Source organism: Polyangiaceae bacterium (assembly GCA_015075635.1).
In the GTDB taxonomy this organism is placed as follows: domain Bacteria; phylum Myxococcota_A; class Polyangia; order Polyangiales; family Polyangiaceae; genus JADJKB01.
This window is the reverse complement of the sequence record JABTUA010000001.1, coordinates 178,865-203,229: the sequence shown is the minus strand read 5'-3', so window position 1 is coordinate 203,229 and position 24,365 is coordinate 178,865. Positions and strand designations below refer to the sequence as shown.

Genomic DNA, 24,365 nt, shown 5'->3' with positions numbered 1-24,365 from the left:
CCCGCCCGATGGCGGAGAGCTTCCGGTTCCTGACGCGGCGTCGCGTGCTGGCGCTCGGGCTCGCCGGGGCGTCGGTCCTGGTCGTGGGCGGCGGGGTGAGCTCGCTGCTCGGCGGCGCGCCACCCGTCGCGGGCCTCCGGGTGCTGAGCGCCCGCGAGTACCGCACGCTGGACGCGCTGGCCAAGACGCTCCTGCCGAGCGGCGGGGCCTTCGAGATCGGCGCGGAGCGCTTCGACCTCGGGCGGGCGTTCGACGCTTACCTGGCCGGGGAGCCGGCGGACAACGTGAAGAAACTCCAGCGCGCGCTGCTCTTGTTCGAGCTCGGGCCGCTGCTCTTCGAGCGCCGTTGGTCGAGCTTCTCGCGCCTCTCGGACGCCGAACGCCTCAGCCACTACGAGGCCTGGACCACCAGCGACAGGCTGGTGCGCCGCCAGGTCGCCACCGCGTTCCGGAAGTTCATGGCGCTGGTGTTCTACGACAACCCGGAGGTCTGGCCGCACATCGGCTATCCGGGGCCTTCGCTCGCGAGGTTCTCGAAATGAGCGGCAGCATCCGCGATCTGTCCAAAGAGCCGCCGCCCGCGGGGCTGACCTGTGAGGTGCTGGTCATCGGCTCGGGCCCCGGCGGCGCCACGGCCGCCCGCGTCCTCGCCGAGGCCGGTCGCGAGGTCGTGGTGCTCGAGGAGGGCGGCGACCGCACCGGAACCGACCTCACCCAGCGCGACGGTGCCATGTACGACCAGCTCTACATGGACCGCGGCGGGCGCGTCACCGAGGACCTGTCGGTGAGCGTGCTGCAAGGCCGCGCCCTGGGCGGCGGCGGGGTGATCAACGTCTCCGACGTCGTTCCCATCCCGGACGGCGTGCTCAGGCACTGGCAAAAGAAGCACGGGCTCAGCGACTTCTCGCCCGAGACTCTGGCGCCGTTCAAGGCCAAGGCGCTGGAAGATCTGTCCGCGAACCGCATCCCCGAGGCGGCGCTGAACGAGGCCAACCGCCGGTTGCGAGCGGGGGCGGAGAAGCTCGGCAAACGCGGCGAGGTCATGCTCCACAACCGCGTCGGCTGCGCGGGCCTCGGCACCTGTCTGCTCGGCTGCCCGCTCAACGCCAAGCGGAACCCGCGCTTCGTGTCCATCCCCAAGGCCATGGACAAGGGCGCGCGCTTCTTCTTGCGCGCGCGCGCGTTGCGCATCCACGACTTCCGCTCCGAGGTCAAACGGATCAGCGTGGCCACGCTCGACGAGCACGGCTATCACACCAAGGGCAACTTCGACATCCGGGCACGGGTGGTGATCGTGGCGGCGAACGCCATCGGCAGCGCGGAGCTGCTCCTTCGCTCGGAGATCGGCACACAACATGTCGGCAAGCACCTGACGCTGCAACCGCAGCTGCCCATCACCGCGCTGTTCGACGAGCGCATCCGGGCCTTCGACGGCATCCCGCAGGCCTACGCGGTCACCGAGTTCGAGAAGGACGACGATCCCGAGCACGGGCTCTGGGGCTTCCGCATCGAGGCAGTGATGGGCACCCCGGGCAACGTCGCCTCGCTCCTTCCGCTGGTCGGTCGAGCCGGCAAGGAGCTGATGGCCAACTACGACCGCATCGCCGCCTCACTGCTGCTGGTCCCAGACGGGCCCTCCGGCACGGTGCGCTTGGGCGCGAGCGCCGGTCACCCCATCGTCTTCTATCGCCAGGCCGAGAACCACAAGGCGCGCCTCCGGGAGGCCATCAAGGAGGCCGCGCGCATCTACTTCGCCGCCGGCGCACGCCGCGTGCTCGTGCCGACGATCCCGCCCTTGCTCTTCGACTCGGAGGCTGACATCGGCAAGGCGGACTCGTTGCCGTTTGCGCCCGCAACGGCGCCGCTGATCTCCGCTCACCAGCAAGGCAGCGTGCGCTTCGCGGGCTCGCCGGACCAAGGCGGCGCCGACCCCGACGGCCAGGTCTTCGGCACCCGCGGCGTGTACGTGTTCGACTCGTCGGGATTTCCCAGCAGCGCGTCGAGCCACACCATGACGCCGATCTTGACGGTGGCGCACTACCTGTCGGCGAAGCTGGCGCAGGATCAGAGCGCGTTCTCGACCAAACCCGCCAGCTCTTCGTAGCTGTAGTTGCCCACGAACAGGTCCGCGCCGATGATGAACGCCGGCGTGCCGAACCCGGGGAGCTTCAGCGCGTCGATCTCGCGCTTGTCGGACAGCACGCCGTCGCGGTGGATGCCGAGCTCGAGCGCCCGGCGCAAGCGCGTGCGATCGATGGCGAACGCCTCCGCGAAGCGCAACAGGTCCGCCGGCGCGAGGGTGCTCTGGTTCCTGAACAACACGTCGTGGTATTGCCAGAAGCCCTCGTCGCCGAGCTGGGCCTTTGCCTCCCGCGCGGCCTCGGCGGCGCCCATCGCGTGCTCGTGGCGCGCGATGGGGTAGTCACGCCAGACCAGCGCGACGCGCTCTCCGTAGGTCTGCATCACGCGCTTCACCGCCGGCTGGACCGCGGCGCAGAACGGGCACTGGTAATCGCCGATCTCCTGCACGACCAGCTCGGGCTTGTCGGCGCCCCGCCGCGGCAGCTGGGGCGGCACCGAAGCGGTCGCGACCGGAACGCAGGCACCCAGGGCGAGGGCGCCCACGCCGCCCAGGAGCTCGCGCCGGCTCGGCATCAGTCGCCCCGGCACACCGCCACGTCACCCGGCGCGTTGCGGCGACTGCGGTCGCGGCAGGCCCAGCCCGGACCGAAGCCGTCGCAGTCCGAGTTGCCACCGCAGAGCGCCGCGCAGATGCCGCCGGAGTCGTCGATGCACGCGGAGCCCGACGGGCAGTCGTGGTCGCTCCCGCACGAGACCGTGCACATACCCCCCGGGTAGTCTTTGCCTTCGACGCAGCGCTCCTTGCAGTCCGCGTGGTCGTTGCAGGCGCCACCGACCAGCCTGCTACCGGGGCCCACTCCCCCGCGGTCGTCGTCGTCGTCCCCGCAAGCCGAGAAGCTCAGCGCAAATCCCAGCAACACCAACGAACAGAGCGCGCGCATCCTTTTCTCCTCGTGCTCAGCCAATCCCCAGCTGCTTGAGCTTCTTGTGCAACCCCTCTCGGGTGATGCCCAGCGTCTTGGCCGCGCTGGTCTTGTTGTTGCCGTGCTCGCGCAGCGTCTCCAGGATGAAGTACTTCTCCACCCGCTCGACCATGTCCTTGAGGGAGCCCTTGACCGCGCCGGCCTGGGCGATCACGCCCTCCATCTGCCGCACGCGGGGGCTCAAGAGATCCGGCGTGATGAAGCCGTCCGGCTCGGCCTGGATCACCAGGCGCTGGATCTCGTTCTCCAGCTCGCGCACGTTGCCGGGCCAGTCGTACGCCATCAACAGCTCCATGGACCCCTGCGAGAATCCCGCTACGGGTTTGCCGACCTCCTTGGTGTAGCGCTCCAGGAAGTGGCCTGCCAGGAGCGGCACGTCGTCGCGCCGTTCGCGCAGCGGCGGAACGCGGATCGGGAACACCTTGAGCCGGTAGTACAGGTCCTCGCGGAAGCGCCCGGCCTGCACCTCCTTCTCCAGGTTCCGGTTGCAGGCGGCGACGATGCGCACGTCCACGATCTTGGTGTGGGTGGCGCCCACGGGACGAATCTCCCCCTCCTGGAGCACCCGGAGCAGCTTGGCCTGGAGCGCGAGGGGCATCTCGGTCACCTCGTCCAGGAACAAGGTGCCGCCGTCGGCCACGTCGAACAGGCCGCGCTTCTCCTCCGTGGCCCCGGTGAACGACCCGCGTTTGTGACCGAAGAGCTCGCTCTCCAGCAGGTTCTCCGGCAGGGCCGCGCAGTTCTGTGCGACGAAGAGCTTGGCGCGGCGACGTGAGCGGTAGTGCACCGCCGACGCGATCAGCTCCTTGCCCGTCCCGGTCTCGCCCTCGACCAGCACGGTGACGCGGGTGTCCACGACCTTGTCGAGCTGCTTCATCAGCTCGCGGATCGCCCGGCTCTGCCCGATGATCTCCACGGCGCCGCTGGTCTTGGCGCGCTCGCGGCTCTTGAGGAACGAGTTCTCCTTCTGGAGCTGCTCCTCGGCCGCCAAGAGGCGCCGCACCAGGCGCGCGTTGGCGACGGCCAGAGAGGCGCTCGCCGCCAGCACGCCCAGCGCCTCGAGGTCGGCCGAGTCGAACATCCCCGGCGAGGCGCGGTTGTCCACCTGCACCACGCCCAGGATCTCCTCGCCCTTCCACAGCGGCACGCCGATGGTGCTGCGGATGCTGGCCCCGAGCAACGACTCGGAGCTGAAAGACTCGGCCGGAGCGTCGGCGGCCAGGACCGCCGCGCGCTCGCGCACCACCTTGCGGAACACGCTGCGCGTCACCGCCACGGCGCCGCCCGGCGCCTCGCCCCGACCTTCGGCGCCGCGCACCCGGGTCAGCACGGGGACGTAGCCGGCGTCGCCGCGCTCCGCCTCGGTCTCGATGTCGTCGCGCAGGACCAGCGTGGCGTGGGTCGCGGCCGGCACCAGCTCGAGCGCGGCGTCCGCCACGGCTACCAGCACCGAGTCCAGGTCGGCTGCCCCGCCAATGGCCTTCTCGACTCGGTACAGCGTGGCGAGCACGCCGGTGTTCCGCTCGCTCGACGCGGTGAAACCCGGGAGCTCGCCGATGGGCCGGACGCTCACCACGTGGGAGGGCTCGCGCTCGGCGCCGAGCTCGACGCGCACGCCGGTGCTCTCTTCCGCCGCGCCGCCCAGCTCGACAACGTCACCGGACTCGAGCACCGTGCGGAGCGAGCTGGCCTCGCCGAGCAGAATGCGCTGCGTGCCGCGGAGGATGGCCGTCCCGTTCGTGCTGCGCAGATCCTCCAAGGTCACGCGCTCGGCGCCGATCACCAGCCGGGCGTGCTCGCCGGAGACGTGCGTCTCCTCGAGCTGCAGCTCGTTCGTGGCAGCGCGCCCGATGCGCACGACGTCCCCGTCGGGCTCGAGGACCCGGCCTTTTGCGCTGCCGTTCAGTACCTCGAGCCTGACGCTGGCCATCTCCTGGCTCTTCTCTCTGCCGCCCGGGCCGGCCGAGCGCCGCGCGCTCAGTCCGCGCGCGCTTCGATGCGGTACATCACCTGCTTGACGGGCGCGTCGCCGGCGATCTTGTCGCGGTCGCCGCTCTCCGCGTTCTTGTCGATGACCTTGCGCAGCTTGGCGGCGGCTTCCTTCGAGCCCTTGGGCGAGAGGTGGTCGATGGTCTGCGCTGCCACGAAGCGCACCGCCGCGTTCTCGAACGAGTCGATGCGAGTCACGAGCTCGTCGCGCTGCGCGTCGCCGCCCAGGATGGCGCCCATGTAGCCCGCCTTGATGGCGACGAACTGCGTGGCCTGCTCCTGGTTCGAGCTCTTCTCCATTTCGCCCAGGTAGCAGTCGGGCTTGTCGCCGCAGGTCTTCACCAGCTTCTCGGCCTGCGCGTACAGGTCCTTCTCGAGCTTGGTGCCGTATTTGTCCACCGCGGCCTTCACCTTGTCGAGCTGGCTGGCCTTGGCGAGCTTGATGGTGGTGACGAGGATCGCGCCTTGCAGGGCCTTCAGGTCCTCGCCGCTGCCCTTGGTCTTCTCGGCGCGCTCGAGCAGCCAGTCCACGAACTCGTCGGCGTTGTAGAACTGACCGGCGGCCTCCGCGAGCATCTGAAGCGCGTTCATGCCCGGTGGCACGTTGGCCTCGATCGAAATCTTCTCGAAGGTCTCCTTGAAGGCCTTCATCGTGTCCGGTGACTCCGGTAGCTTCACCAGCTCGCGCGCGATCAGCGCCCGAGTCACGTCCTTCTCGGCCTTCTGAAGCGCGTCGAGCATGGGCGCGACGCCCTCGCCGCGCCCGATGGTGCCCACCATGATGGCCGCCGTCTGCACGTGCGGCGCATCCTGGGGCTTCTCCTTCATCTTCTTCTCGTCTTCTTCCTTGATCTGCTTGAGCTCCTTCAGGCGCCGGTAGTGGAAGGCGATCATCTTCTCGTCTTCGCCCTTGAGCAGCTTGACGGCCGCTTCGGCGGCGGGCTTGCCGATCTTGACCATGGCCAGGATGGCCGTGGCTTGGCAGTCCACCTTGGACGGGTCGAGCATGATCTTGACCATGGGCTCCACGGCCTCGGGCGCGGCGAGCTCGCCGAGCACCTGCGCCGCCGTGGTCTGCCAGAACAGCTGGTCCCGGTAGGGATCGATCTTGTCCTTGTCCTTGTCGCCCGCGGGGCGCTCGATGGGGGCCTCCAGCGCCGAGATCAACGGGCCCGTCCAGCTCTTCGCCTTGATCTGCACCATGGCGTCGTTGAAGTCCTTGTAGGCGATGCCGCCGAGCATGGTGCTGGCGCGAAGCTTCAAGAACGCCTGCACCAACGGGTCGTTCAGCGACTCGATCTTCAGGTCGGACGAGGCGCGCACGGCCCACTTGATGTCGGCGTCGTCCTTGCTGGTGGCCGGCTTCTTGGCGAACTCCTCGAAGGCCTTCTTCAGCGCCGGCTCGGTGCGCTTGTCCCGGAACGAGGCCAGGAGCTTGATCAGCGCGACCCGGGTCTTGGTGTCCATCTCGCTGTACTTGTCCACGTAGGTCTTGGTCAGCGGATCGACGATCTTGTTGAGCAGGTTCTGGACCTCGGGGGCGTTGTTGTCCCCCTTGGCCTTGCTGCTGGCGTCTTCGAAGAACTGCCCCAGGCGGGTGACCGACCGAGCCCGCCAGGACGGGTCGTCCAGCTTCGAGACCCAGTAGTCGGGCTGACTCTCGTCCTTGCAGCCGACCAGAAGGACGCTGGACGCCGTGACCGCGAACGCGGTGGTGGCGGTGCCGAGGAGCAGGGAGCGGATGAGCGACGCACAAGCGCGCGAGGAGCGGAACATCTCGTAGTGCCTCCGGAGTCTGTCTGGATCGGGTTCGTTCGGGGGCCGGGGAGCCGTGAAGGGCGCGAAAGCCCCAGGGATCCGGCGGTCCAAAACCCCGCCGGACCGTACGTCGGCCTCAAAGCCCCTGTCAACGAAGGGTGGAGCGTGACGCGCTGCGTCAGCTCGGCGAGATCAGCCGATGATCATGCCCTCGCTGAGCAACGCACCCTGCTCGAAGCGGCGCAGGTTCCAGCGTTCGAAGACCTCCGGGACCGCGCCGCCGGCGACGACCTCGGCCATCAGCTTGCCGATCACGGGCGCCATCATGAAGCCGTGCCCCATGAACCCGCAGGCGAGGAAGAAGCCCGAGAGCTCGTCGATCTCGCCCACGATCGGGTTCGAGTCGGGGGTGATGTCGTAGAGACCGGCCCACTGCCTCAGGATCTTCACGGAGCCGAGGATGGGGCAGGCTCGGAGCAGCGAGCGCGAGTAGAGCGCCAGGAACCGGTACGAGGAGCCCTGGTCGGCGCCGTGCGGCACCTTCTCGTTGCTGATGCCGCCGACGATCTCGCCGCGAGTGGACTGCGAGAAGTAGAGGCCGTCGCTGAGATCCGCCACCAGCGGCTCGAGCCAGGGCTTGAGCGGCTCGCTCGAGCAGATCTCGTGGCGATGGGGCCGGTTCGGCAGCGTGATGCCGGCGAGCCGCGCCACCTCCGGGCTGAGCGCGCCTGCGGCGTTCACCACGCGGCTCGTCTTGATCGTGCCTTTGTCGGTCACGACCGCGCTCACGCGCTTGCCCGTCGTCTCGATGCCGGTGACGCGGGTGAAGGTCTCGACCTCCACGCCCCGGGTCCGCGCCCCGTCGGCGTAGCCCCAGACGAACGGCCAGGGAAAGACCACGGCGTCGTCGGGGTTGTAGCAGGCGGCGACCACGCCGTCGGTGGACAGCTCCGGCACGACCCCGCGGGCCTGCTTCGGCTCGAGCAGCCGCGTGGTCAGGCCGCACTCGTTCTGAAGCTTCACGCTCTCGGCCAGCGCCTTGGCCTTGGCGTCGCTCCGCACCAGGAAGAGGTACCCGCCCTGTCTGAACCAGGTGTTGATGCGGTGCTCGCGGGCGAAGTCCCGGCAGATGCGCAGCGACTCCTGCATCAGGCGCACGTTGGCCTCGCTGGACCACTGCGCCCGCACGCCGCCGCCGTTGCGCCCGCTGGCACCGCCGCACAGATACGACTGGTCCAGCACCACGATGTCGCGCAAGCCCTGGTGCTTTGCCAGGTTGTACGCGATGGCCAGGCCCATGATGCCCGCGCCGACGATCACGACTTCGGCTTCCTGTCGCATGCTCAGCCCTTCGCGCGAGCGTCCGCCAGACGCGCCAGGATCTCGGCGTGCAGACGGCCGTTGCTCGCGACGATTCCGCGCTCGTTCACCAAGCTCTCGCTCAGGTAGTCGATGGGCTCGCCGAAGGCGTCGGTGAACCGCCCGCCCGCCGCGTGGATGATGGCCTCGCCGGCGCACACGTCCCAGCGGCTGCCCGCGCGGGCCGGTGCCACGTAGGCGTCGGCCGTGCCGGCGGCGACCTCCGCGCACTTCAGCCCGGCGCTGCCCAGCGCGTCGAGTCGGCGGACTCCCAAGGCGGCCAGTGCTGCTTCGAGCGCCGGGCTCCGGTGCGACCGGGTCGAGAGCACCCGCGCCTCGGAGAGCCTCGCAGTGGCGCTGACGCCGAGCGGTCGTCGCGTCCCATCGACTTGGACGACCTCCGCGCCTTCACCCACGCGCCCTTGCCAGGTCGTGCCCGTGGCCGGCGCATGGACCAGCCCGCACACGGGGCGGCCGGCCTCGAGCAGGCCGATCATCACCACGAACTCGCCGTTCTTCTTCACGAACTCCCGCGTGCCGTCCAGCGGATCCACGAAGAACACGCGCTCCGCCCCGCGGTAACCCGCGAAGCTCTCGGGATCGCTCTCTTCGGCGACCACGGGCACGCCGGGAAACGCCGCGGCGAGGCGCCGGCAGATCAGCTCGTTGGCGCGGCGATCGGCCTCGGTCACCGGGTCCCGCGGCGCCTTGTAGTCCACGTCGAAGGGCTGCGAGTAGACCTCGTTGATGATGAGCGCCGCCTGCTCGGCGATCTCGCGCAGCGTGTTCAAAACAGCGCTCACGCGTCGACTCCCACGTCGCGCAGGCGGTTTCGGAGCGCGACCAGCACCCAGTCCTCCAGGTACGGCGGACCCTTGCCCGCCTCGCGCACCAGCTGATCGAGCTGGAGCGAGCTCTTGGGACCGAGCACGACCGCGCTCACTTTGCGGTTCTGGAGCGCGAAGCGCAGGGCCGCGGCGCGCATCGTCAGGATCGGGCCGCCGACCGTGGGCCTGAGCGCGTCGAGCTGGCGCACGCGGGTCCTGAGCTCGTCCGGCGTCCAGCGCTCGGCGCGGTGATCGCCCTCCGGGAACACCTTGTCGCCGCTCCAGTGCCCGCACAGGAGCCCGTAGGAGAGCGCGGAGTGGGCCAAGACGCCCACGTCGTTCTGCTCGATGTCCGAGATCAACGCGCCCAGGTCGCTGGTCGCGAACACGTTGTACGCGAGCGAGATCACGCCGGCCCCCTTGGCGACGCCTGCCCGCGCCACCTCGGCGTTACCCGCGCTGACACCCCACGCGCGGAGCTTGCCGGCGCTCACGAGCTCGGCCAAGAGCTCGCACGCCTCGCCCTTGGCGATGGCCTCGGTGGAAGGGTTGTGGAGCAGCACGACGTCCACGACCTCGCGCCCGAGCCGCTCCCGGGAGCGCTCGAAGGCCTCCTTCAAGTACGCGGCGTCGAAGCGCTTGCGCGGGACCGAGGCGTCGCGGTCCGTGCCGAGCTTGGTGACCACGCGCGCGCTCTCGTCGCCCTTCAGGCGCTCGCCCAGGCGTCGCTCCATGGCGCCGCCCGCGTAGCTGTCGGCGGTCTCGAACAGCGTGATGCCCAGGGCTCGGGCCCGGTCGATGACCTTGTCCTGCTCGCTCTCCGGCACCGGGCCGTAGCCGTCGCCCGACAGTCCCCAGGTGCCGAGCGCGAGCTCGCTCACGGAGAGGCCGGTCTTGCCGAGGGGTCTCCGGCGCATGGGCGTCTCCCTATGCCAGGCTGGCGGGCACGTCCAGGTTTGCTGCGTCCAGGAGCTCCGCGTCCGCGAGCACCTCGCGCGCCGGTCCGTGGCCGACCAGACGCCCGGCACCGATGACCAGGACGTCGGCGTCGAGCTCGAGCGCGGCCTCCAGATCGTGGGTGGCGAAGAGCGTGGTGGCTCTGGTGTCGCGAACGGCGCCGAGGACCGCCCGCCGCGCACGCGCGTCGAGGCTGGCCGTGGGCTCGTCCAGGAGCAGCACACCGGGCTCGGCGGACAGCACCGTCGCCAGCGCGAGCCGGCGCTGCTCGCCCAGGCTCAGCGACGAGGGAGCGCGCGCCTCCATCTCGGCGAGGCCCACCCGCCCGAGCGCCGCGCGCGCGAGCGAGAGCGGCTCCGGCAACGACCGCCGCTTGGGGGCGAAGGCCGCCTCCTCCAGCACGCTGGGCAAGAACAGCTGGTCCGCCGGCTCGGCGAACACGAAACCGATTCGGGCGCGGAACGCCGCCAGCGTCTTCTTCTCGAGCGAGAGGTCGTCCACCGCGATGCGACCCGAGAAGCGTACCGCGCCGACCAGCGCCAGGAGCAGCGAAGTCTTGCCAGCGCCGTTCGCGCCGACCAGAGCCACTCGCCGCCCCGCCTCGATGGTCGCGCTGATGCCGTGTACGACCTCTCTGGGCTCGCCGCCCAGACCGTCCTCTCGCCAGACGTGCAGGTCTTCGATGGCGACACGAGCGGCGATCACTGCACGCTCCAGTCGGAGAGGTGGAGCGCGAACGCGAGCGCGAGCGCGAGCGCGGTCACGGCCAGCCCGTCGAGGCCGAAGCGCGAGCGCTCGGCGCCGAACGCACCTCTGAGCCGCATCGCCAGATCGACGCGTTCGGCGCGCGCGGTGGTCCGTACCAGGAGCTGCGCCAAGACCTCGGGGCCGAAGCGTCTGGCGCCCCGGAGCTGCCGGGCCAGGACCAGGCGACGTCCCTCGCTGCCGACGTGCTCGAGCTGCCAGAGCAAGGTGTGTACGGTGCTGGCCAAGCTGCGGGGCACGCCGAGCGTGGCGAGCGCCGAGCCCAGCTCGGCGAGCGGGATGGTGCTGGCGATCGACGTCGCGACGAGCGCGGCGCCCAGCGCGCGCGCCAGGATCTCGGGCGCGCGCGCGCCGCCGCCGCCGACGAGGAGCGGCAGGAGCAGCGCGCCGAGGCCGAGCAGCACCGGCACGAGCCGGACCGCGAGCCAGCGCGGGCTCGGTCGAGTGACGAGCAGCACGCCGGCGAGGATCGCGGCCAGAAGAGCGCGACTCGTCGTGCCGGCGAGGGGCGCCGTGGCGATACCCGCCGCCAGCACGATCAAACCCGCGAGCCGCGCAGCGGGTCCGGGCGTCACGGCGACGGGCGCGCGTGCTCGACCACGCGCCCGAGGGCGTCGGGAGTCTCGGTGGCGAGCGGCAAGAGCGCGCAAGCGATGCCCACCGCCAGCGCGGCCCAGACGAAGCCCATGCGCCGGGAGCGCACCGGAACGCTGGGGCCCTCGAGCAGCGGAGGGAGCGCGCTCGCGCTCGGGCGGGTCGCCGCGAGCAGCCCCGGCGCCAACTTCACCAGGTGTCCGAGCGCGAGCGCGGTGAGCACTCCTTCGACGCAACCCGCCAGCGCCTGGATGCCGACCAGCCAACCGAACGCCAGACCGGCTGGCACGCCCGTGGCGGCGACCAAAGTGAAGGCGAGACTCACCGCGGAGAGCACGTTGCCGAGCAGCGTGCCCAGCACCGCCGAGAGCCCGAGTCGTCCGGGCCCGAGCAGACGGTGCACGCCGTGCACCGCGAGCACCGGCAGGACGGCGATGTTCAGCACGTTGATGCCCAGCGCCGTGATGCCGCCGTCGGCCAGGAGCAGGGCCTGCACCACCAGCACCGCCACGAGCGCGAGCACCGCGCGCGCGGGGCCGACCGCGAGCGTGAGCAGCCCGGCACCGATCACGTGCGCGCTGGCGCCGGGCACGAGCGGCACGTTGATCGCCTGCGCGGCCAGCACGAACGCCGCCAGAGTGCCGGTGAACGCCAGCCCCCGCTCGCCCCCGTCGCGCAAGTGCCGGCCGACCAGCACGGCGGCGGCCCCGCCCGCGGTGTTGACGCCGATGAGCCAGCCGGGGCTGGTGACGATGCCGTCTGCCAGGTGCACGCTCGGAACGTAGAGCCGGCCCCAGAGGCGTGCCACCTTTATTTCAGGTCGTGCTACCTGGGAACCACCGAGAAATAGTGGAGGCTGGTGAAGCTCTGGCTCTTCGGCGCCGCGAGCTCGAGCTTCACCGGGCCGGTTGGGACGTTCGCCGGCAGCTCCACGGCGACCTCCTGCCACTCGGCCTCGGGCTCGAGCGCCAGGCTGCCGGCTTTCGCGCCGCCCACGAACAGCTCGAGCTGCATGGCGCTGTCGGTCAGGAGGCGCGCGACCAGCTTGGCACCAGGACGGACGCTCAGCGAGAAGCGCTCCAGCGTGCGCCCGGCGCGTCCGCCGTCCGCGCGGCGGCGCTCCGACACCCAAGCCTCGTGGACTCGGTTCTCGACCTGGGTGGCCCAGAACAGGGAGTAGTCGTGCTCCGCCTCGCTCTCCAGATCGGCGACGTCGAGCCGGTCCAAGATCTCGCCGCGCACCTCACCGAGCGGCTCCTCGGCGGAGCCGAGCGTCTCGTAGTCGGCGACGTGGGCGACCATGGTCTTGCCGCCCAGGATGGTGGCGCTCACCGTGCGCGAGGTGAGCTCTGCGCCCATCAGCGGCGGAACCGCCATCCACTCCGGGTAGACGATGAAGTGGGTCGGCAGCGCGCTCCGCGGCAGACGCTCGTAGTGCTCGAAGCGCGAACCGGCGCCGGCGGCCCAGTAGCGCGGCTCGCTCTTGGTGGTGAGCCCGACCACGTCGAAGGTGCGCCGCTCGGAGAAGTACGCGATGGCTCCGGTGTCGTTCACGCCGATCAGCGCGTCGGCAGGCAGCGCGTCCCGTGCCCAGCGCCCCAGGCTGGTCTGCTGGCGCCGGATGGCGTCGGAGCTCTCCGCCAGATCGTCGATGGACCGCGACAGCTCGGAGGCGAACGCGCCCACCAGGCCGGCGGCCAGCGCCACCCCCACGTGGCGGGTGAAGCGCGCCAGCACCAGCCCCGCGCCCTCCGCCAAGGCCGCGAGCGCGATGAACCAGCCCGGCGCGAACGGCCACAGGTAGCGCAGCCGGTTGCACAGCATGCAGTCGAAGCTCGCGGGGATCAGCATGCCCAGCGCGACGGCCAGCACGAATGCTCCGCGAAAGCCCCGTTTCTCGCGCCAGGCCAAGGCGACCAGCGCCGGCAGCGCGAGCCAGGCGAGCCAGCGCCCGCCGGCGGGAATGAAGATGGCGCTCCAGATCTGACCGTCGAAGAGCGTGCCGAAGAGCAGCTCGACGTTGGCGCCGATCGCGCTCCAGAGTCGTTCGTCCTGGTGGTAGGGGTTGAGCGGCAGCCACTTGGCGAGCGCGGTCGTGCTGGTGGACTGGCCGGTGAGCGCGCGGTTCAGGAGCGCGGGCAGCGCGAGACCGCCGAGCGGGAGCAGCGCCCAACCCCGGCTCGTTCCGCGGGGCCTGAGCGCCAGACTGGCGCACGCACAGAGCAGCGCGATGGCGCCTTCGGGTCGCATCAGCTGCGCGGCGCACGCGGCCGCTACGAGCTCGACGCGCCGGGCCGGCTCGCTCCCCTCCGCGTGCTCGGCGGCCAGTCGCGCGGCGCGCACCAGGAGCCAGGCGAACGGTACGACCTCCATGCCGCTGCCCGCGCACCAGACCAGTCCGCCGAACGCCGGCACCATGGCGCCGGCCGCGATGGCGACGGGGCGGCTGGTCAGGCCCAGCGCCAACCGGTAGGTGTCCAGGGCGAGCAGCGACAGGCTGAGCCAGCCGAAGACCCAGGCCACCCAGATCACGCGCAGGCCGCCCAGGCCCAGCGCGTGGAACGGGCCGAGCAACAGCGGCCAGAGCAAGCTGGTCGCGCCGGGGGTGGGCGCCGAGCCCGGCGTGTAGACCAGCGGCTGGCCGCTCGCGAAGCTCTTGGCGTACTGGAAGTGGATGTAGCTGTCGTCGAGAGGCACCGCCGGTTCGCCGCCCGTCGCGGCGAGGATGCCGCGCGTCGCCACGACTCCCAAGACGAGGCAAACGAATCCCCAGGGCAGCCAGGGCTTGGCTCGCGCGACGAAGCTCGGGGCTGCCATCTCGGACCGCCGGCATGATATCCGGCGCCCATGCGGATCGACCCCTATGCCGACGCGCCGCGCCTGCCTGAGCGCGACACGGTCGATCCGCGCCTGCTGGTCGGGGCGGGCAGCGAGCCCATCGAGCTCGAGATCGGCCCTGGCCGGGGCTGGTTCCTGATCGAGCGCCTCGAGGCCGAGCCGAACGCTCGGATGATCGGGCTGGAGATCCGGCGCAAATGGGCGACCCTGGTCGATCGCCGGCTCGCCGCCCGGGGCTTCGGCGAGCGCGCGAGGGTCTTCGCCGAGGACGCCCGCGGCGCCTTGCCGCGTTTTCCGGCCGCGTGCGTGAGCATCGCGTACCTGCACTTCCCCGATCCCTGGTGGAAGAAGCGCCACCAGAAGCGGCTGGTGCTGACGCCCGAGCTCGCCCGCGAGCTCGGCCGGGTGATCGTAGCGGGTGGCGAGCTGTTCGTGCAGACCGACGTGGTCGAGCGCGCCCTGGCCTACGAGCAGGTGGTCGGCCTCGAGCCCGCCTTCGAGCCCTGGCCCGGCGGCCCGCGTCTCGAAGAGAACCCCTACGGCGCGCGGAGCCCGCGAGAACGCCGGGCGATCGAGGACCGGCTGCCGGTGGTCCGAATGCGCTGGCGGCGCCGATCCACGGCCGAAACGCCGCCGCCTTGATCCGGCCGGACCGGTAGGGCTAGGCTGCCGAGCGTGATTCGCACCTGGCTCGCCCTGGCCGCGCTGGCGCTTTCCGTCGTGGGTTGCGCCACCTACCGCGAAGATCTGAACCGCGGGCAGCGCTTCTACGAGGAGAACGAGTACGAGCGCTCACTGGCGATCTTCCGCGTGCTCGAGCCCGACATGGACTCCCTCGAGCTGTCGGATCAGGCGCGCTACGCCTACCTGCGTGGCATGACGGACTACCGCTTGGGCTTCCGCGCGGACGCGCGCCACTGGCTCGCCGTGGCGAAGGCCGTCGAGCAGGAGCACCCCGGTGGCCTCAGCCCGCAGTGGAAGCAGCGCCTCGAAGAAGCGCTGAACGATCTGAACCAAGAGGTGTACGGAGGCGGCGAGCGCTTCGACAAGAGCCGCTCCACCGCGACCGAGACCACCAAGGGTCCCGGCGAGCGCCCCGCCGCGCCGCTCGCACCCGGCAAGTGCAACGCCAACAAGGACTGCCCCGAAGGGCAGACCTGTCAGGCCAACGAGTGCGTCACGCTCTGAGCTGACGAAACACGAAGGAGCGCGGGGCTCTCGCCGGCGCTCCTCCGATTCACGTCGTCAGCTCTCTCTCAGACCTCGCGCTTCAGCGCGGCGATCTGATCCTTCGCCGCCAGCTTCTGCTTCTTCAGCTCCGTCATGTGGTGTTGCTCGGTGGGCGTCAGGAAGGCGCGCCGCTCGAGGCGTCGGACCATACCCTTCAGTTCGTGGTGCTCCTGCTCCAGGCTCGAGAGGCGGTTCTGTGCCGTGCTTTCACCCATGTGCTCTGACCTCCGGTTCCGATCGATGCAACACACGACAGCGCGACTTCATGCCCCCTCTGACGCGATCGACGCGCTGCTGCGGTCTCGACCACGGATCAAACTTAGGAGCCTCCCCCTCGAGGTCAACGGCTAATTCTCGGCCGCTCGGGAACTCCACCCCGGCCCTGGTACACTAGCCCGAGCATGCGTTTTGCACTGCCGCTCGCCGCCGTCCTGAGCCTCGCGTGCGCTCCCGCCGCCCGTCCCGGCGCCGCCGCCCCCAAGCCCGTGGATTCGCAGGGATCGGCTCCTCAGGGACCGATCGTCGTGCCCCGGACCGTGATCACGCCGGGCAGCGAGGCGGACCTGGACGAGCTCTACGCCCAGGCCGAGCGCCAGCTCTCGGCGGGTGCGGCTACCGACGCGGCCAAGGGGTTCGATCGGGTCTACCGGCTAGAGCCCGACGGTCCCCGGGCCGCCGAGTCCCTGTATCGGGGCGCGCTCAGTCACGAGCAGGCCGGTGATCGCGAGACCAGCCTGCAACGCTTCGAGCAGCTCGCGAGCCGCTTCCCCACTCACGCCCTCGCACGCGACGCGCTGCTCCGCGCCATCCGTCTGCTCTGCTTCATGGAGCGCTGGAAGCGCTGCGGCGAAGCCTCCGATCTGTTCATGTCGCGCTACCCCCAGCGCGACTACGGCGAGGACATCGTCGCCTTCGGCGGCAAGGCGCTGTGGCGCGTGTCCGAGGGCGACGTCGAAGGCGCCACGTATTACATCGAGAAGGCGCGCACCCTGGTCGAGGAGCACCGGCTCGACGCCGCCGGCAAGATCCCCCGCGACGTGGCGCAGCTCTACTTCGCGCTCGGCGAGGTGCGCCGCCTCCGCGCCGAGAAGATCCGCTTCAATCCGCTGCCGGCGAATTTCCCCGTCGTGCTCGAGGAGCGCTGCCAGCTCTTGCTCGACTCGCAGAGCGCCTACTCGGACTCGATGCGCGCCCAAGACGCGCATTGGTCGGCGATGGCGGGCTTCCGAGTCGGCGAGCTGTATCACAAGCTGCACGAGGATCTGATGGACATCCCGCAGCCCAAGGCGGACACCGACAAGAAAAAGCAGCTCTTCGAGGGCGCGATGCGCCTGCGCTACAGCATCTTGCTCGACAAAGCGCTGACCATGATGGAACACACGCTCAGCATGTCGGCGCGCACGGGTGAGAAGAGCGCCTGGGTGGGCAAGGCCGAAGACGCCAAGCAGAAGCTCCAGAAGGCGCAGAAGGCCGAGAAGGAGGCCATCGACAAGCTGCCCTACACGCGCGAGCAGTTGCAGGCGGCCCTCGACGACGTGGCAAAGAAGGCCGAGGAGAAGGCGAAGAAGCCGCGGAAGTGAGCCGGCCGTCAGCTCGCCTCCCCCTCCACGAACACCAGCGGCCCGCAGTACGAGCCGATCTCGTCGATGGCGTCGTTGACGGTGCCAGTGGCGCGCAAGGACTCCTCGTCCGAGGTCGCTGGATCGGTGATCACCTCCTTGGTGCGGGTCGCTCGGGTCGAGAGGGTCACGACTCGCAGCCGGAGCGCGTGGTGCAGCTTGGGGTGTTGCTCGTCGAGCACCGCGAGCTCGTCCAGGTAGGTCAGGGCCGCGCGGCCCTGCGCTGCGTCCGATGCGCCGTCGACGCGCGCCACCAAGAGCTGCCGCGACCTGATGATGTGGTCCAAGATGTCCGCGCACTCCACGGTGGCTGCGTCGACGGGCTGCGCCGCGTTCGCGGGCTCGGCGGCGGCCTTCGCCGCAGGAGCCGGTGCCGGCGAGCTCACCGGTGTCGCCACCATGCCATGTACGGCGCGGGGGTGGGTCATCCGGGCGTTCGGGGCGCTGGCCGCAGGCGGCTTCGATGCGACCTCGGCTGAGCGAAACACGATGCCGGGCTGTGAGCCCGCGCAACCGACCACGAACAATGCCACTGCTCCGAAAACGACGCGGGTCATGGGGTCCTCCGATGCTGGGCCCCTACTCGGGCGCGCGGTGCTGGCAGTTGCGCGCTTTCTTGGCCCCGTGCTCTGACGCCGTCACCTGCAGCGTTCGGCGAGCCCGGTCACGCGCTTCAGCAAGTAGTAGTCAGAGTCGCCGATGCGCTCGCCGAGGGCCAGGAGCGCGGGCGCGAGGCCTCGGGCACCCTCGCGAAGGTTCGACGCGGCGTGGAGCGCCGCCTGCACGTCGGACGAGTGGGGCGCGCCGTCGAGCATCGCGGCGAGCGCGCCCAAGATGGCCGGGCTCGTGGGTCTCTCGTCGGCGATCAGCCGTGCGCCGACCACACGGCGCTGCTCGTCGCTGGAGGAGAGGAGCTCCGCGACCTCCGCCTCGAAGCGCGGCCGGCGCGCGAGCAGCGCGCGGGCGAAGGCCGAAGCCCAGCCCTGGCCCATGGCGGCGACCAGCTCGTCGAAGGACGTGCTCTCGTCCAGTTGGACCCCGTCCCAGGCCTCTCCGAAGTGGCGGAGCTCTGGCGGGAGCTCGCGCGGCGCCGGAACGCGGGGAAGACCGGCGCGCAGGAAACGCTCGCGCAGCGTGAGGGTCGACTGGAGCTCCAGCTCCGCGCGTTCGAGCGCGGTGAGCTCGCCGGCGTTCGCGCAGCGTGCGGCTGGCGACAGCAACACCAGGCTCCCCGGCAGGTGCGAGCCCGAGGCGACGCGAGGAAAGCCCGCGAGCCACGCGCGGGCGGGATCGGGCAGCGCGAGCGGCACGTTGCCGACGCAGCGGACGTCGTGGGGGCGCGGCTCTTCCGCGATGGACTCCGTCACGCTCACCGTGCCGCAGGCCAAGCACGCGGTGACGCGCAGGTTTCGCCCCGTGGAGTCGAAGCCCACCGGGCGTTGGAGTGCCAGCTCACACCCGCACTCGACCTCGCGCCCCGGGGGCAACATGAGCGCAGAAGCCTAGCGACGCAGCGAGTCTGACACCATCCGAAGCATGGATCGCGTGGGCGCCCTCGCCCTCGCGTCCGCCGTGGTGGGGTTGGTGGTCGGAGTCGCTGGCTGACCGCGTCGAGACGGTCCGACCCAAGGCGCGACGAGGCTGTCCGGAGGCGTGCCACGACGCGATCTGGCACAGCGGTCGAAGGCGGAGAACTGCGCAGATCCTCGCGGGCACGGAGCTTGCGATGCGGTCCGGGCATGCGGCTGCTCGGACCTTGCTTGGTGATGTTCGTCTTCGGCTCGGCTTGCGGCGGCCAATCCTCCAGCGACGGGACCGGCGGGGCCGCGGGCGCGAGCGGCGGCGCGCCCGGAGGTGGCGGTACTTCGGCCAGCGGAGGCAGCGGCGCCATCGCAGGCACGGGTGGCGCGGGCGCCGTCGCGGGAACGGGCGCGACCGCGGGCAGCGGCGGGATGGGAGCCAGCGCGGGAGCGGGTGGACTCTCGGGCGGCGCCATCGGCGAGTGCAACACCGACGCAGACTGCGAGATGGTGGCGAGCTGTTGCGACTGCGTCGCCGGCAAGAAGGGAACGACCGTCGGACCACCTTGCGACCTGGCCCTGTGCGAGAGCGACATGTGCACGGTGCTCGGCGTGAAGGAGGCACGCTGCATCGCGGGCCAGTGCTCGATCGCGGCGAGCTGCGACCAGAAGCAGGTGTTCTGCAACGCGCTCCCGCCGACCTGTGCGGTGGGGCTCACCCCCTCGGTGGTCAGCGGCTGCTGGGGACCCTGCATCCCGCACCAGGAGTGCTCGGAGGTCGAGAGCTGCTTCGTGTGTCCCAAAGAGACGATCTGCGTGGTCAACGACGCCTGGGGCTCGAGCCACCACTGCGTGAATCCCGCGCCCGGCTGCTCGAGTGGATGCGGGTGCTTGAAGTCACTGGTTTGTATCGGCGGATACAGCGAGTGCGGCGAGTTCGACGACGGCTCGGCCGCGCACTGCTCCTGCCCGACGTGCTGAGTCTTCGCTCTCGCCATGGGCGGCGCTCGTCTGCGCTGCCCGGCGTTCCCTGCCGTGCGACACGGATCGAGCGTTTCACGGGTTCCCGGTCCAAGCCGCGTCGAAACACGGAGTTCACATGGCGCTCCCGCGCGCCACCTGTGCCATTGTGCCGGCGATGTTCCGAGCCCGTACACGAATCGTCCGCAGTGCAGTCTCCGCGCTACTGCTGCTGCTCGCGCTGCTCTCCTGCAAGAACATCAATCGTCTGCTGGGACGCGACAAGCTGCGCGCTCCGGAGGTCCCCGCGGCGCCTCCTGCCCTGGCCATGCCCAGCGGCGAGCCTCGCGAGCAGGCACGAAAGCTCGCCGACGCGCTCGAAGATCCCAAGCAGCGCTTGGCGGCCTGGCTGCGGATCTACGAGGCACTGGACGTGCCCGTATACGGTGTGACGGGTGAAGGCCTCGGCAAGACGGCTGCCGACACGCCAGGACCGTACTTCTGGACCGTGTGGCTGATGAGCGGTCTGGAGAAGAAGGCGACCGGCGTACGCCTCTCCGACGCGGGAGGCATCCTGACCCTCGGGCTTCCCGGCGCGGACTCTCAGGCGGTGGGTAAGGCGCTCCTGGAGGACATTCGTGCCAACGCGAAGCGCTCGGGAGCGCCGGCTCAGCTGCTCGCCGAGCTGGTGCGTGAGCGCGTGCGGCGCGGCCGCTCGCGCGTCGATCTCTTGGATGAGAAGGTCGGAACTGAGTTGGTGATCGATTTGCCGACCGTCCACCTGCTGAGCTGGCTCTCGTTTCGCGGCGCGCTCGCCCGCTCCCATGCCGACGGCAAGACTGGCTCGCTCGGGCCGGGCGATGCTCGGGCTCCCAACGAGAGCATCTGGGCTCGGGTGTCGCCGGCCGAGCTCACTCTGATCCCCGAGGCGCATGCCGCCGCGGGTGGATTCAACTGCAGCGAGCTCTTGGGCGACAAGGAAACGACCGGTTGGGTCAAGGGTGTCCTCAAGCTCGCGGGCGGCGGCGGGAGCCTCGCGTTCGAGGACGGTGCGAAGGCGGGCCTACCCAAGACGAGCGAGCTCGTCGCGAAGGCGTTGGGTGCAAGCGGAGATGGCGCCAAGAAGATCGGGTCGGCCACCAGCTATGCCAATACCGTGACGTCGGCGCTCAGCACCTACCTCGCCATCCACTTCATGGCGCTGAGGATCGACTCCGATCCGCCGCAGCTGGAGCGCACGAAGAAGACCACGGACGGCAAGGAGCAGAAGCACCGAATCCAGATCATCACCGACTCCGAAGGGTTTCCCGACGGCAAGAACCTGGAGGCGTGCCTGACCAGCTTCGGCCTCAACGCCTTCGGCGTGTCGTTCAAGCTGCCCGAGGACGGCAAGGGCTTGTCGGGAGTCGGGGTGCAGTTCAAGGAAGGCACGGGCTTCGACCGCGTCTTGTGGGGGAACTACAAGCACCTCAAGCAACTCGCGGACGACAAGGGGTTCGTCGATCTGACCATCCTGGGTCGCGCTCAGAAGCGGGACCTGCCCGACTCCGCAAAGTCCTGGGAGACCGAGTATTCGTTCTTCGTCGAGGCCCAGCCCGAGAAAGAGGACCTCGGCTCCATCGTCAACATGTTCTGGAGCAGCCTCAAGGCAGCGGGGGGGGCGAAGGCGAGCGGTCTTGCAGGCCCCATTCTGCAGCTGGCCAAGGTGACGCACTGGAGCCTCGGCGAGCAGGCCTTCGTCGTGATCGACTGGAAACCCCCGGGATGGAAGGTCAGTGGCAAGAAGGACGAAGCCGTCTTCTCCGGTCAGGTGTGCGATCTGGAGAAGGAGTTTCGGATCCAGCTCGGAGGAGGGCTCAGCGGTCACGCCACCTATCATCCGGACAAGCACTATCCCGCTTCGGGTGGACGCTACGACTACTCCGGCTCCTTTCCCGGCGGAACCGCGTTCGGCAACGGCACCTATGCGTTCTCGGGTGACCCGTGGACTTCGTTGAAGCTGACCCAGACCGGAGCCGGGTGCGTGACCCATCCGATGGGCAAGAACTGCGCGGACGGGACCGAGATACTGACGCTCACTGCGACCCAGGAGTGTTCGCGTTGAGCAACGGCTGGCTACACCTTCGAGGAGAGCGACCTCGGCGAAGAGCACGTCGCAGGCCGGCTGGCGCAGCGTGACGCCAACCAGATACAATCTCCCGTCCCATGCGCTTCCTCCTCGCCGCGCTCCTCTGCTCCGCCACGGCCTCGGCCGCCACGACCTCGGAGAACGCCGCCAAGTACCAGGCCCTGCGTTCCCGGTTGAGCAGCGAGTTCATCGTCGTCGGCGACGCGCCCGGCATGAGCCAACCGGCCGACGAGCGCATCGAGCCGCAGGGGATCATCCGTTGGTCCGACAGCACCATCGGCCTCGGCTGGTACATCGGCGCGCTCGCGACGGAGCACTACATCCTGGCGCACCCGGCGCAGTTCCCCGGCGCGCCGGGCACGCTCGCGACGACCGCCGACGAGCTCTACTTCGCGCTGCGCGCGATGGAGCGGCTGGATCTGGTCGCGGACGCGTCGTTCCCGCCGCCGTGCACGCAGGAGCCGAAGCTCAACGGCTTCTTCCTGCGCGACGACGTGCCGGATGGCTTCTACTCGAACTTCCCGCCGATGACGGCGATGACGTCCGACTTCATCGATCCGGAGCTCACCAACAAGGAGATGAGCCAAGATCAGGTCTATCACGTGCTCCTCGGCCTCGCGCTCGTGAAGGCCCTGGTGCCCAAGCAGACCTTCGTGAAGGCGCGTGACCTGAATGCTTGGGCGGCCGAGCAGGGCAAGCGCATCATCGAGCACGTCTCGAGCCACAACTGGGTGATCAAGAACCCGGCCTGCGGCGATCGCGACGTCAACAGAGGGCCGCTCGCCTCGGGGTTCTCGCACGGCACGCGCCTGGCGGCGGGGTTCTTCACCGACGGCGCATGGCTGCCCGCGGTGGACGACGCGCTGGCCGGGATCTGGGAGATCTCGAGCCAGCCGACCGCTCCGCAGTACATCAAGGCCGACAACCTCCACATGGCCATGTCCGTCGCGGCCGTGGGCAACGGCTGGGGCGCAGCGACGGCCGAGAACCTCGCGACCCTGAGCGAGAAGGAGGACTGGCCGGCGTACCCGCTCGCGCACCGGGTGATCCACGGCCTCGACGCCGGCTGGTGCACCGTGGGGGCCAAGGTCAGTCAGCGCGCCCGCGAGATGATCGACGAGCTTCCCGCCGGCGCCGAGCCGAAGTCGCCGCTGCCGGGCGGGCCGGCGCCTCACGGCTTCACGGTCTGGAACCGCTTCATCCGCGGCAAGAGCCAGCACTACGTCGGGTCGCCCAACAGCGAGGGCATCCGCTACAACGGCGTGGACTATCTGCTGCTCCACAACCTCTACGCCATCGCCACCCCGGCGACCTGGGAGGGCGGCAACGGTCCGGGAATCCCGGAGTGTCCGCCCGACGTGCCCGACGCCGGGACCGGCGGCGGTGGCAACGCCGCCGCGTCCGGCGAGGACTCCGGCTGCGGCTGTCGGGTCAGCCAGGTCCGCGCGGGGAGCTTCGCGTGGCTCGGGCTGGCGCTCGCCCTGGCGGCGCGCCGTCGCTCGCGGCGTCAGGCTGGACCCAACATTCACCATCGACAATAATCATCCACATGAGAGCGATTCAGTTCACCATCGACGAGGAGCTCTTGCGCCAGGTCGACCGTGACCCAGAGACCAAGCGCTCGGGGCGCTCTGCCTTCTTGCGCCAGGCCATCCGGGACTACCTGGCGCGCCGCCGCGACCGTTCCATCAAGGCGGCCTATCGCAAGGGCTACGGCGACAAGCCGGTCACCCGCGACGAGTTCGGGCCGCTGATGGAGGCTCAGGCTTGGCCCGAGGACTGAACCGAGGGGATGTCTGGCTCCACCGGTTCTCCGCGCCGGACAAGCGGCGGCCTGTCCTGGTGCTCAGCCGCCCTGACGCGCTCGAAGTGATGCAGTCCGTCATCGTCGCGGGCATCACTTCGACCATCCGCGGTCTCCCCACCGAGGTGCCCCTCGGCCCGGATCACGGAATGAAGGCCGCCTGCGTGGTCAACTTGGATCACGTCTTCACCCTCCGGAAGGCCGACCTGCAGCGATACGTGACGACACTCGATGCCACCACGATGCGGATGGTCTGTCGCGCTCTCGGTGTCGCGACCGGCTGCGTGTGAGCAGCACTGTGAGGCCGTCTGCGCGGGCCGGGCTCACACGCGAGCTAGCTGAGGAAGGCGGTCGAAATGAGCATCCCGGCTGCACAGCGCCGCGTCGTGCTGGAGGACCAAGGCCGCGATCCACAGGTCGTTCGTGGGGATGGGGGTGCCTTGGCGGCGGAGCTGCGCATACACCCGCGCGTAGTGGTGAGTGGTCTGGTCGTCGGCGAAGAGCACCTCGACTCCGTCCTTCATCAGGAACCGGCGGAGCAGCTGCTCGTTGTCGGCCGGCTGGCTGCCGAAGGCGAAGCCGGCTCGAAGCTCGGCGAGGACGACATACGGAACCAGGACCGCGTCTGCCAGCTCGAGGAGCTGGGCGACGGCTTCGTCCCCTGAAATCAGATCGACGTAGCGGTTCGTGTCGAGGGCGACTCTCACCGCCAGAGCTCCGGATCGACGCGCCGCTGGTCGTCGAGCGCCTGCTCCAGGGCTGGATCTCTCGGTCTCGCCCCCACCAGGTCGCGCAGATCGCGGCGCCGCGCCTGCGGAGCTTCGAGCCCGAGGCCCTGGGCCAAGGTCTCGATGACCACCTGGTTGAGCGTCTTCTTCTCGCGCCGCGCGCGCTGCCGGAGCGCCTGGTCCAGGGTCCTGGGGATGTTGCGCAGGGTGTACTGCATGCTGAG

26 protein-coding genes are annotated in these 24,365 nt (G+C 70.0%); 10 read left to right on the top strand and 16 right to left on the bottom strand.

Going from position 1 to position 24,365, the window contains the following annotated elements; genetic code table 11:
* Window positions 1–8: 8 nt before the first annotated feature.
* A complete protein-coding gene (locus HS104_01020) occupies window positions 9–542 on the top strand; it encodes a hypothetical protein (protein ID MBE7478558.1) in 534 nt (177 codons plus the stop codon).
* Window positions 539–2,104 carry a GMC family oxidoreductase gene (locus tag HS104_01015; GenBank protein MBE7478557.1) on the top strand — a complete coding sequence of 522 codons (1,566 nt, stop codon included), beginning with the start codon at window positions 539–541 and terminating at the stop codon, window positions 2,102–2,104. Before HS104_01020 ends, HS104_01015 begins: the two co-directional genes overlap by 4 nt.
* On the opposite strand, the gene HS104_01010 is transcribed toward HS104_01015, so the two are convergent.
* The 11 genes from HS104_01010 to HS104_00960 form a co-directional block, all read right to left on the bottom strand.
* Window positions 2,065–2,655, bottom strand: coding sequence for a thioredoxin domain-containing protein (locus tag HS104_01010; protein ID MBE7478556.1), 591 nt, complete (start codon window positions 2,653–2,655; stop codon window positions 2,065–2,067). The genes HS104_01015 and HS104_01010 overlap by 40 nt on opposite strands.
* Complete coding sequence (locus tag HS104_01005; GenBank protein MBE7478555.1) at window positions 2,655–3,023, bottom strand: hypothetical protein; 369 nt, start codon at window positions 3,021–3,023, stop codon at window positions 2,655–2,657. The genes HS104_01010 and HS104_01005 overlap by 1 nt, the downstream gene beginning before the upstream one ends.
* Window positions 3,024–3,039: 16 nt before the next feature.
* On the bottom strand, window positions 3,040–4,995 hold the full coding sequence (locus HS104_01000) for a sigma 54-interacting transcriptional regulator (protein MBE7478554.1): 1,956 nt from the start codon (window positions 4,993–4,995) through the stop codon (window positions 3,040–3,042).
* A 47-nt stretch (window positions 4,996–5,042) separates the two neighbouring features.
* Window positions 5,043–6,830 carry a hypothetical protein gene (locus HS104_00995; GenBank protein MBE7478553.1) on the bottom strand — a complete coding sequence of 596 codons (1,788 nt, stop codon included), beginning with the start codon at window positions 6,828–6,830 and terminating at the stop codon, window positions 5,043–5,045.
* 174 nt (window positions 6,831–7,004) lie between these two features.
* The gene (locus HS104_00990) at window positions 7,005–8,153 is read right to left on the bottom strand and encodes an FAD-binding oxidoreductase (protein MBE7478552.1); all 1,149 of its coding nucleotides are present in this window, start codon (window positions 8,151–8,153) and stop codon (window positions 7,005–7,007) included.
* A 2-nt stretch (window positions 8,154–8,155) separates the two neighbouring features.
* Window positions 8,156–8,974 (bottom strand): 3'(2'),5'-bisphosphate nucleotidase CysQ, encoded by an 819-nt coding sequence (locus HS104_00985; protein MBE7478551.1) that lies wholly within the window; start codon window positions 8,972–8,974, stop codon window positions 8,156–8,158.
* Window positions 8,971–9,915, bottom strand: a complete 945-nt coding sequence (locus HS104_00980; GenBank protein MBE7478550.1) for an aldo/keto reductase — start codon at window positions 9,913–9,915, stop codon at window positions 8,971–8,973. The genes HS104_00985 and HS104_00980 overlap by 4 nt, the downstream gene beginning before the upstream one ends.
* Window positions 9,916–9,925: 10 nt before the next feature.
* Window positions 9,926–10,660 (bottom strand): ABC transporter ATP-binding protein, encoded by a 735-nt coding sequence (locus HS104_00975; protein MBE7478549.1) that lies wholly within the window; start codon window positions 10,658–10,660, stop codon window positions 9,926–9,928.
* On the bottom strand, window positions 10,657–11,295 hold the full coding sequence (locus tag HS104_00970) for a hypothetical protein (protein ID MBE7478548.1): 639 nt from the start codon (window positions 11,293–11,295) through the stop codon (window positions 10,657–10,659). Before HS104_00970 ends, HS104_00975 begins: the two co-directional genes overlap by 4 nt.
* A complete protein-coding gene (locus tag HS104_00965; protein ID MBE7478547.1) occupies window positions 11,292–12,122 on the bottom strand; it encodes an energy-coupling factor ABC transporter permease in 831 nt (276 codons plus the stop codon). The genes HS104_00970 and HS104_00965 overlap by 4 nt, the downstream gene beginning before the upstream one ends.
* A 17-nt stretch (window positions 12,123–12,139) precedes the next feature.
* On the bottom strand, window positions 12,140–14,131 hold the full coding sequence (locus HS104_00960; protein ID MBE7478546.1) for a hypothetical protein: 1,992 nt from the start codon (window positions 14,129–14,131) through the stop codon (window positions 12,140–12,142).
* Between the two features lie 30 nt (window positions 14,132–14,161).
* Here HS104_00960 and HS104_00955 point away from each other — a divergent pair, with 30 nt between their 5' ends.
* Both HS104_00955 and HS104_00950 read left to right on the top strand, forming a co-directional pair.
* Window positions 14,162–14,794: a tRNA (guanine-N7)-methyltransferase gene (locus HS104_00955; GenBank protein ID MBE7478545.1), complete on the top strand. Its 633-nt coding sequence runs from the start codon at window positions 14,162–14,164 to the stop codon at window positions 14,792–14,794.
* Between the two features lie 33 nt (window positions 14,795–14,827).
* Entirely contained in the window at window positions 14,828–15,340 is a 513-nt protein-coding gene (locus HS104_00950; GenBank protein ID MBE7478544.1) for a hypothetical protein, read from the top strand.
* 68 nt (window positions 15,341–15,408) lie between these two features.
* Here the strand turns inward: HS104_00950 and HS104_00945 are convergent, their stop codons facing one another.
* Window positions 15,409–15,597, bottom strand: coding sequence for a YdcH family protein (locus HS104_00945; protein MBE7478543.1), 189 nt, complete (start codon window positions 15,595–15,597; stop codon window positions 15,409–15,411).
* 186 nt (window positions 15,598–15,783) lie between these two features.
* Here HS104_00945 and HS104_00940 point away from each other — a divergent pair, with 186 nt between their 5' ends.
* Window positions 15,784–16,962 (top strand): hypothetical protein, encoded by a 1,179-nt coding sequence (locus HS104_00940; GenBank protein ID MBE7478542.1) that lies wholly within the window; start codon window positions 15,784–15,786, stop codon window positions 16,960–16,962.
* Window positions 16,963–16,970: 8 nt separating this feature from the next.
* Here HS104_00940 and HS104_00935 read toward each other — a convergent pair whose 3' ends face one another.
* Window positions 16,971–17,558 (bottom strand): hypothetical protein, encoded by a 588-nt coding sequence (locus HS104_00935; protein MBE7478541.1) that lies wholly within the window; start codon window positions 17,556–17,558, stop codon window positions 16,971–16,973.
* A gap of 81 nt (window positions 17,559–17,639) precedes the next feature.
* Window positions 17,640–18,491 (bottom strand): hypothetical protein, encoded by an 852-nt coding sequence (locus tag HS104_00930; GenBank protein ID MBE7478540.1) that lies wholly within the window; start codon window positions 18,489–18,491, stop codon window positions 17,640–17,642.
* Between the two features lie 249 nt (window positions 18,492–18,740).
* Between HS104_00930 and HS104_00925 the strand changes: the two genes are divergently transcribed.
* From HS104_00925 to HS104_00905, 5 genes are all read left to right on the top strand, one after another.
* Window positions 18,741–19,502: a hypothetical protein gene (locus HS104_00925; GenBank protein ID MBE7478539.1), complete on the top strand. Its 762-nt coding sequence runs from the start codon at window positions 18,741–18,743 to the stop codon at window positions 19,500–19,502.
* Between the two features lie 157 nt (window positions 19,503–19,659).
* Complete coding sequence (locus HS104_00920; protein MBE7478538.1) at window positions 19,660–21,585, top strand: hypothetical protein; 1,926 nt, start codon at window positions 19,660–19,662, stop codon at window positions 21,583–21,585.
* A 101-nt stretch (window positions 21,586–21,686) separates the two neighbouring features.
* Window positions 21,687–23,150, top strand: a complete 1,464-nt coding sequence (locus HS104_00915; protein ID MBE7478537.1) for a hypothetical protein — start codon at window positions 21,687–21,689, stop codon at window positions 23,148–23,150.
* Between the two features lie 8 nt (window positions 23,151–23,158).
* Window positions 23,159–23,392 carry a ribbon-helix-helix protein, CopG family gene (locus tag HS104_00910; protein MBE7478536.1) on the top strand — a complete coding sequence of 78 codons (234 nt, stop codon included), beginning with the start codon at window positions 23,159–23,161 and terminating at the stop codon, window positions 23,390–23,392.
* Window positions 23,377–23,703: a type II toxin-antitoxin system PemK/MazF family toxin gene (locus HS104_00905; protein ID MBE7478535.1), complete on the top strand. Its 327-nt coding sequence runs from the start codon at window positions 23,377–23,379 to the stop codon at window positions 23,701–23,703. Before HS104_00910 ends, HS104_00905 begins: the two co-directional genes overlap by 16 nt.
* A 33-nt stretch (window positions 23,704–23,736) precedes the next feature.
* Here the strand turns inward: HS104_00905 and HS104_00900 are convergent, their stop codons facing one another.
* Window positions 23,737–24,120, bottom strand: a complete 384-nt coding sequence (locus HS104_00900) for a type II toxin-antitoxin system VapC family toxin (protein ID MBE7478534.1) — start codon at window positions 24,118–24,120, stop codon at window positions 23,737–23,739.
* Entirely contained in the window at window positions 24,117–24,359 is a 243-nt protein-coding gene (locus tag HS104_00895) for a hypothetical protein (GenBank protein ID MBE7478533.1), read from the bottom strand. The genes HS104_00900 and HS104_00895 overlap by 4 nt, the downstream gene beginning before the upstream one ends.
* Window positions 24,360–24,365 lie beyond the last annotated feature (6 nt).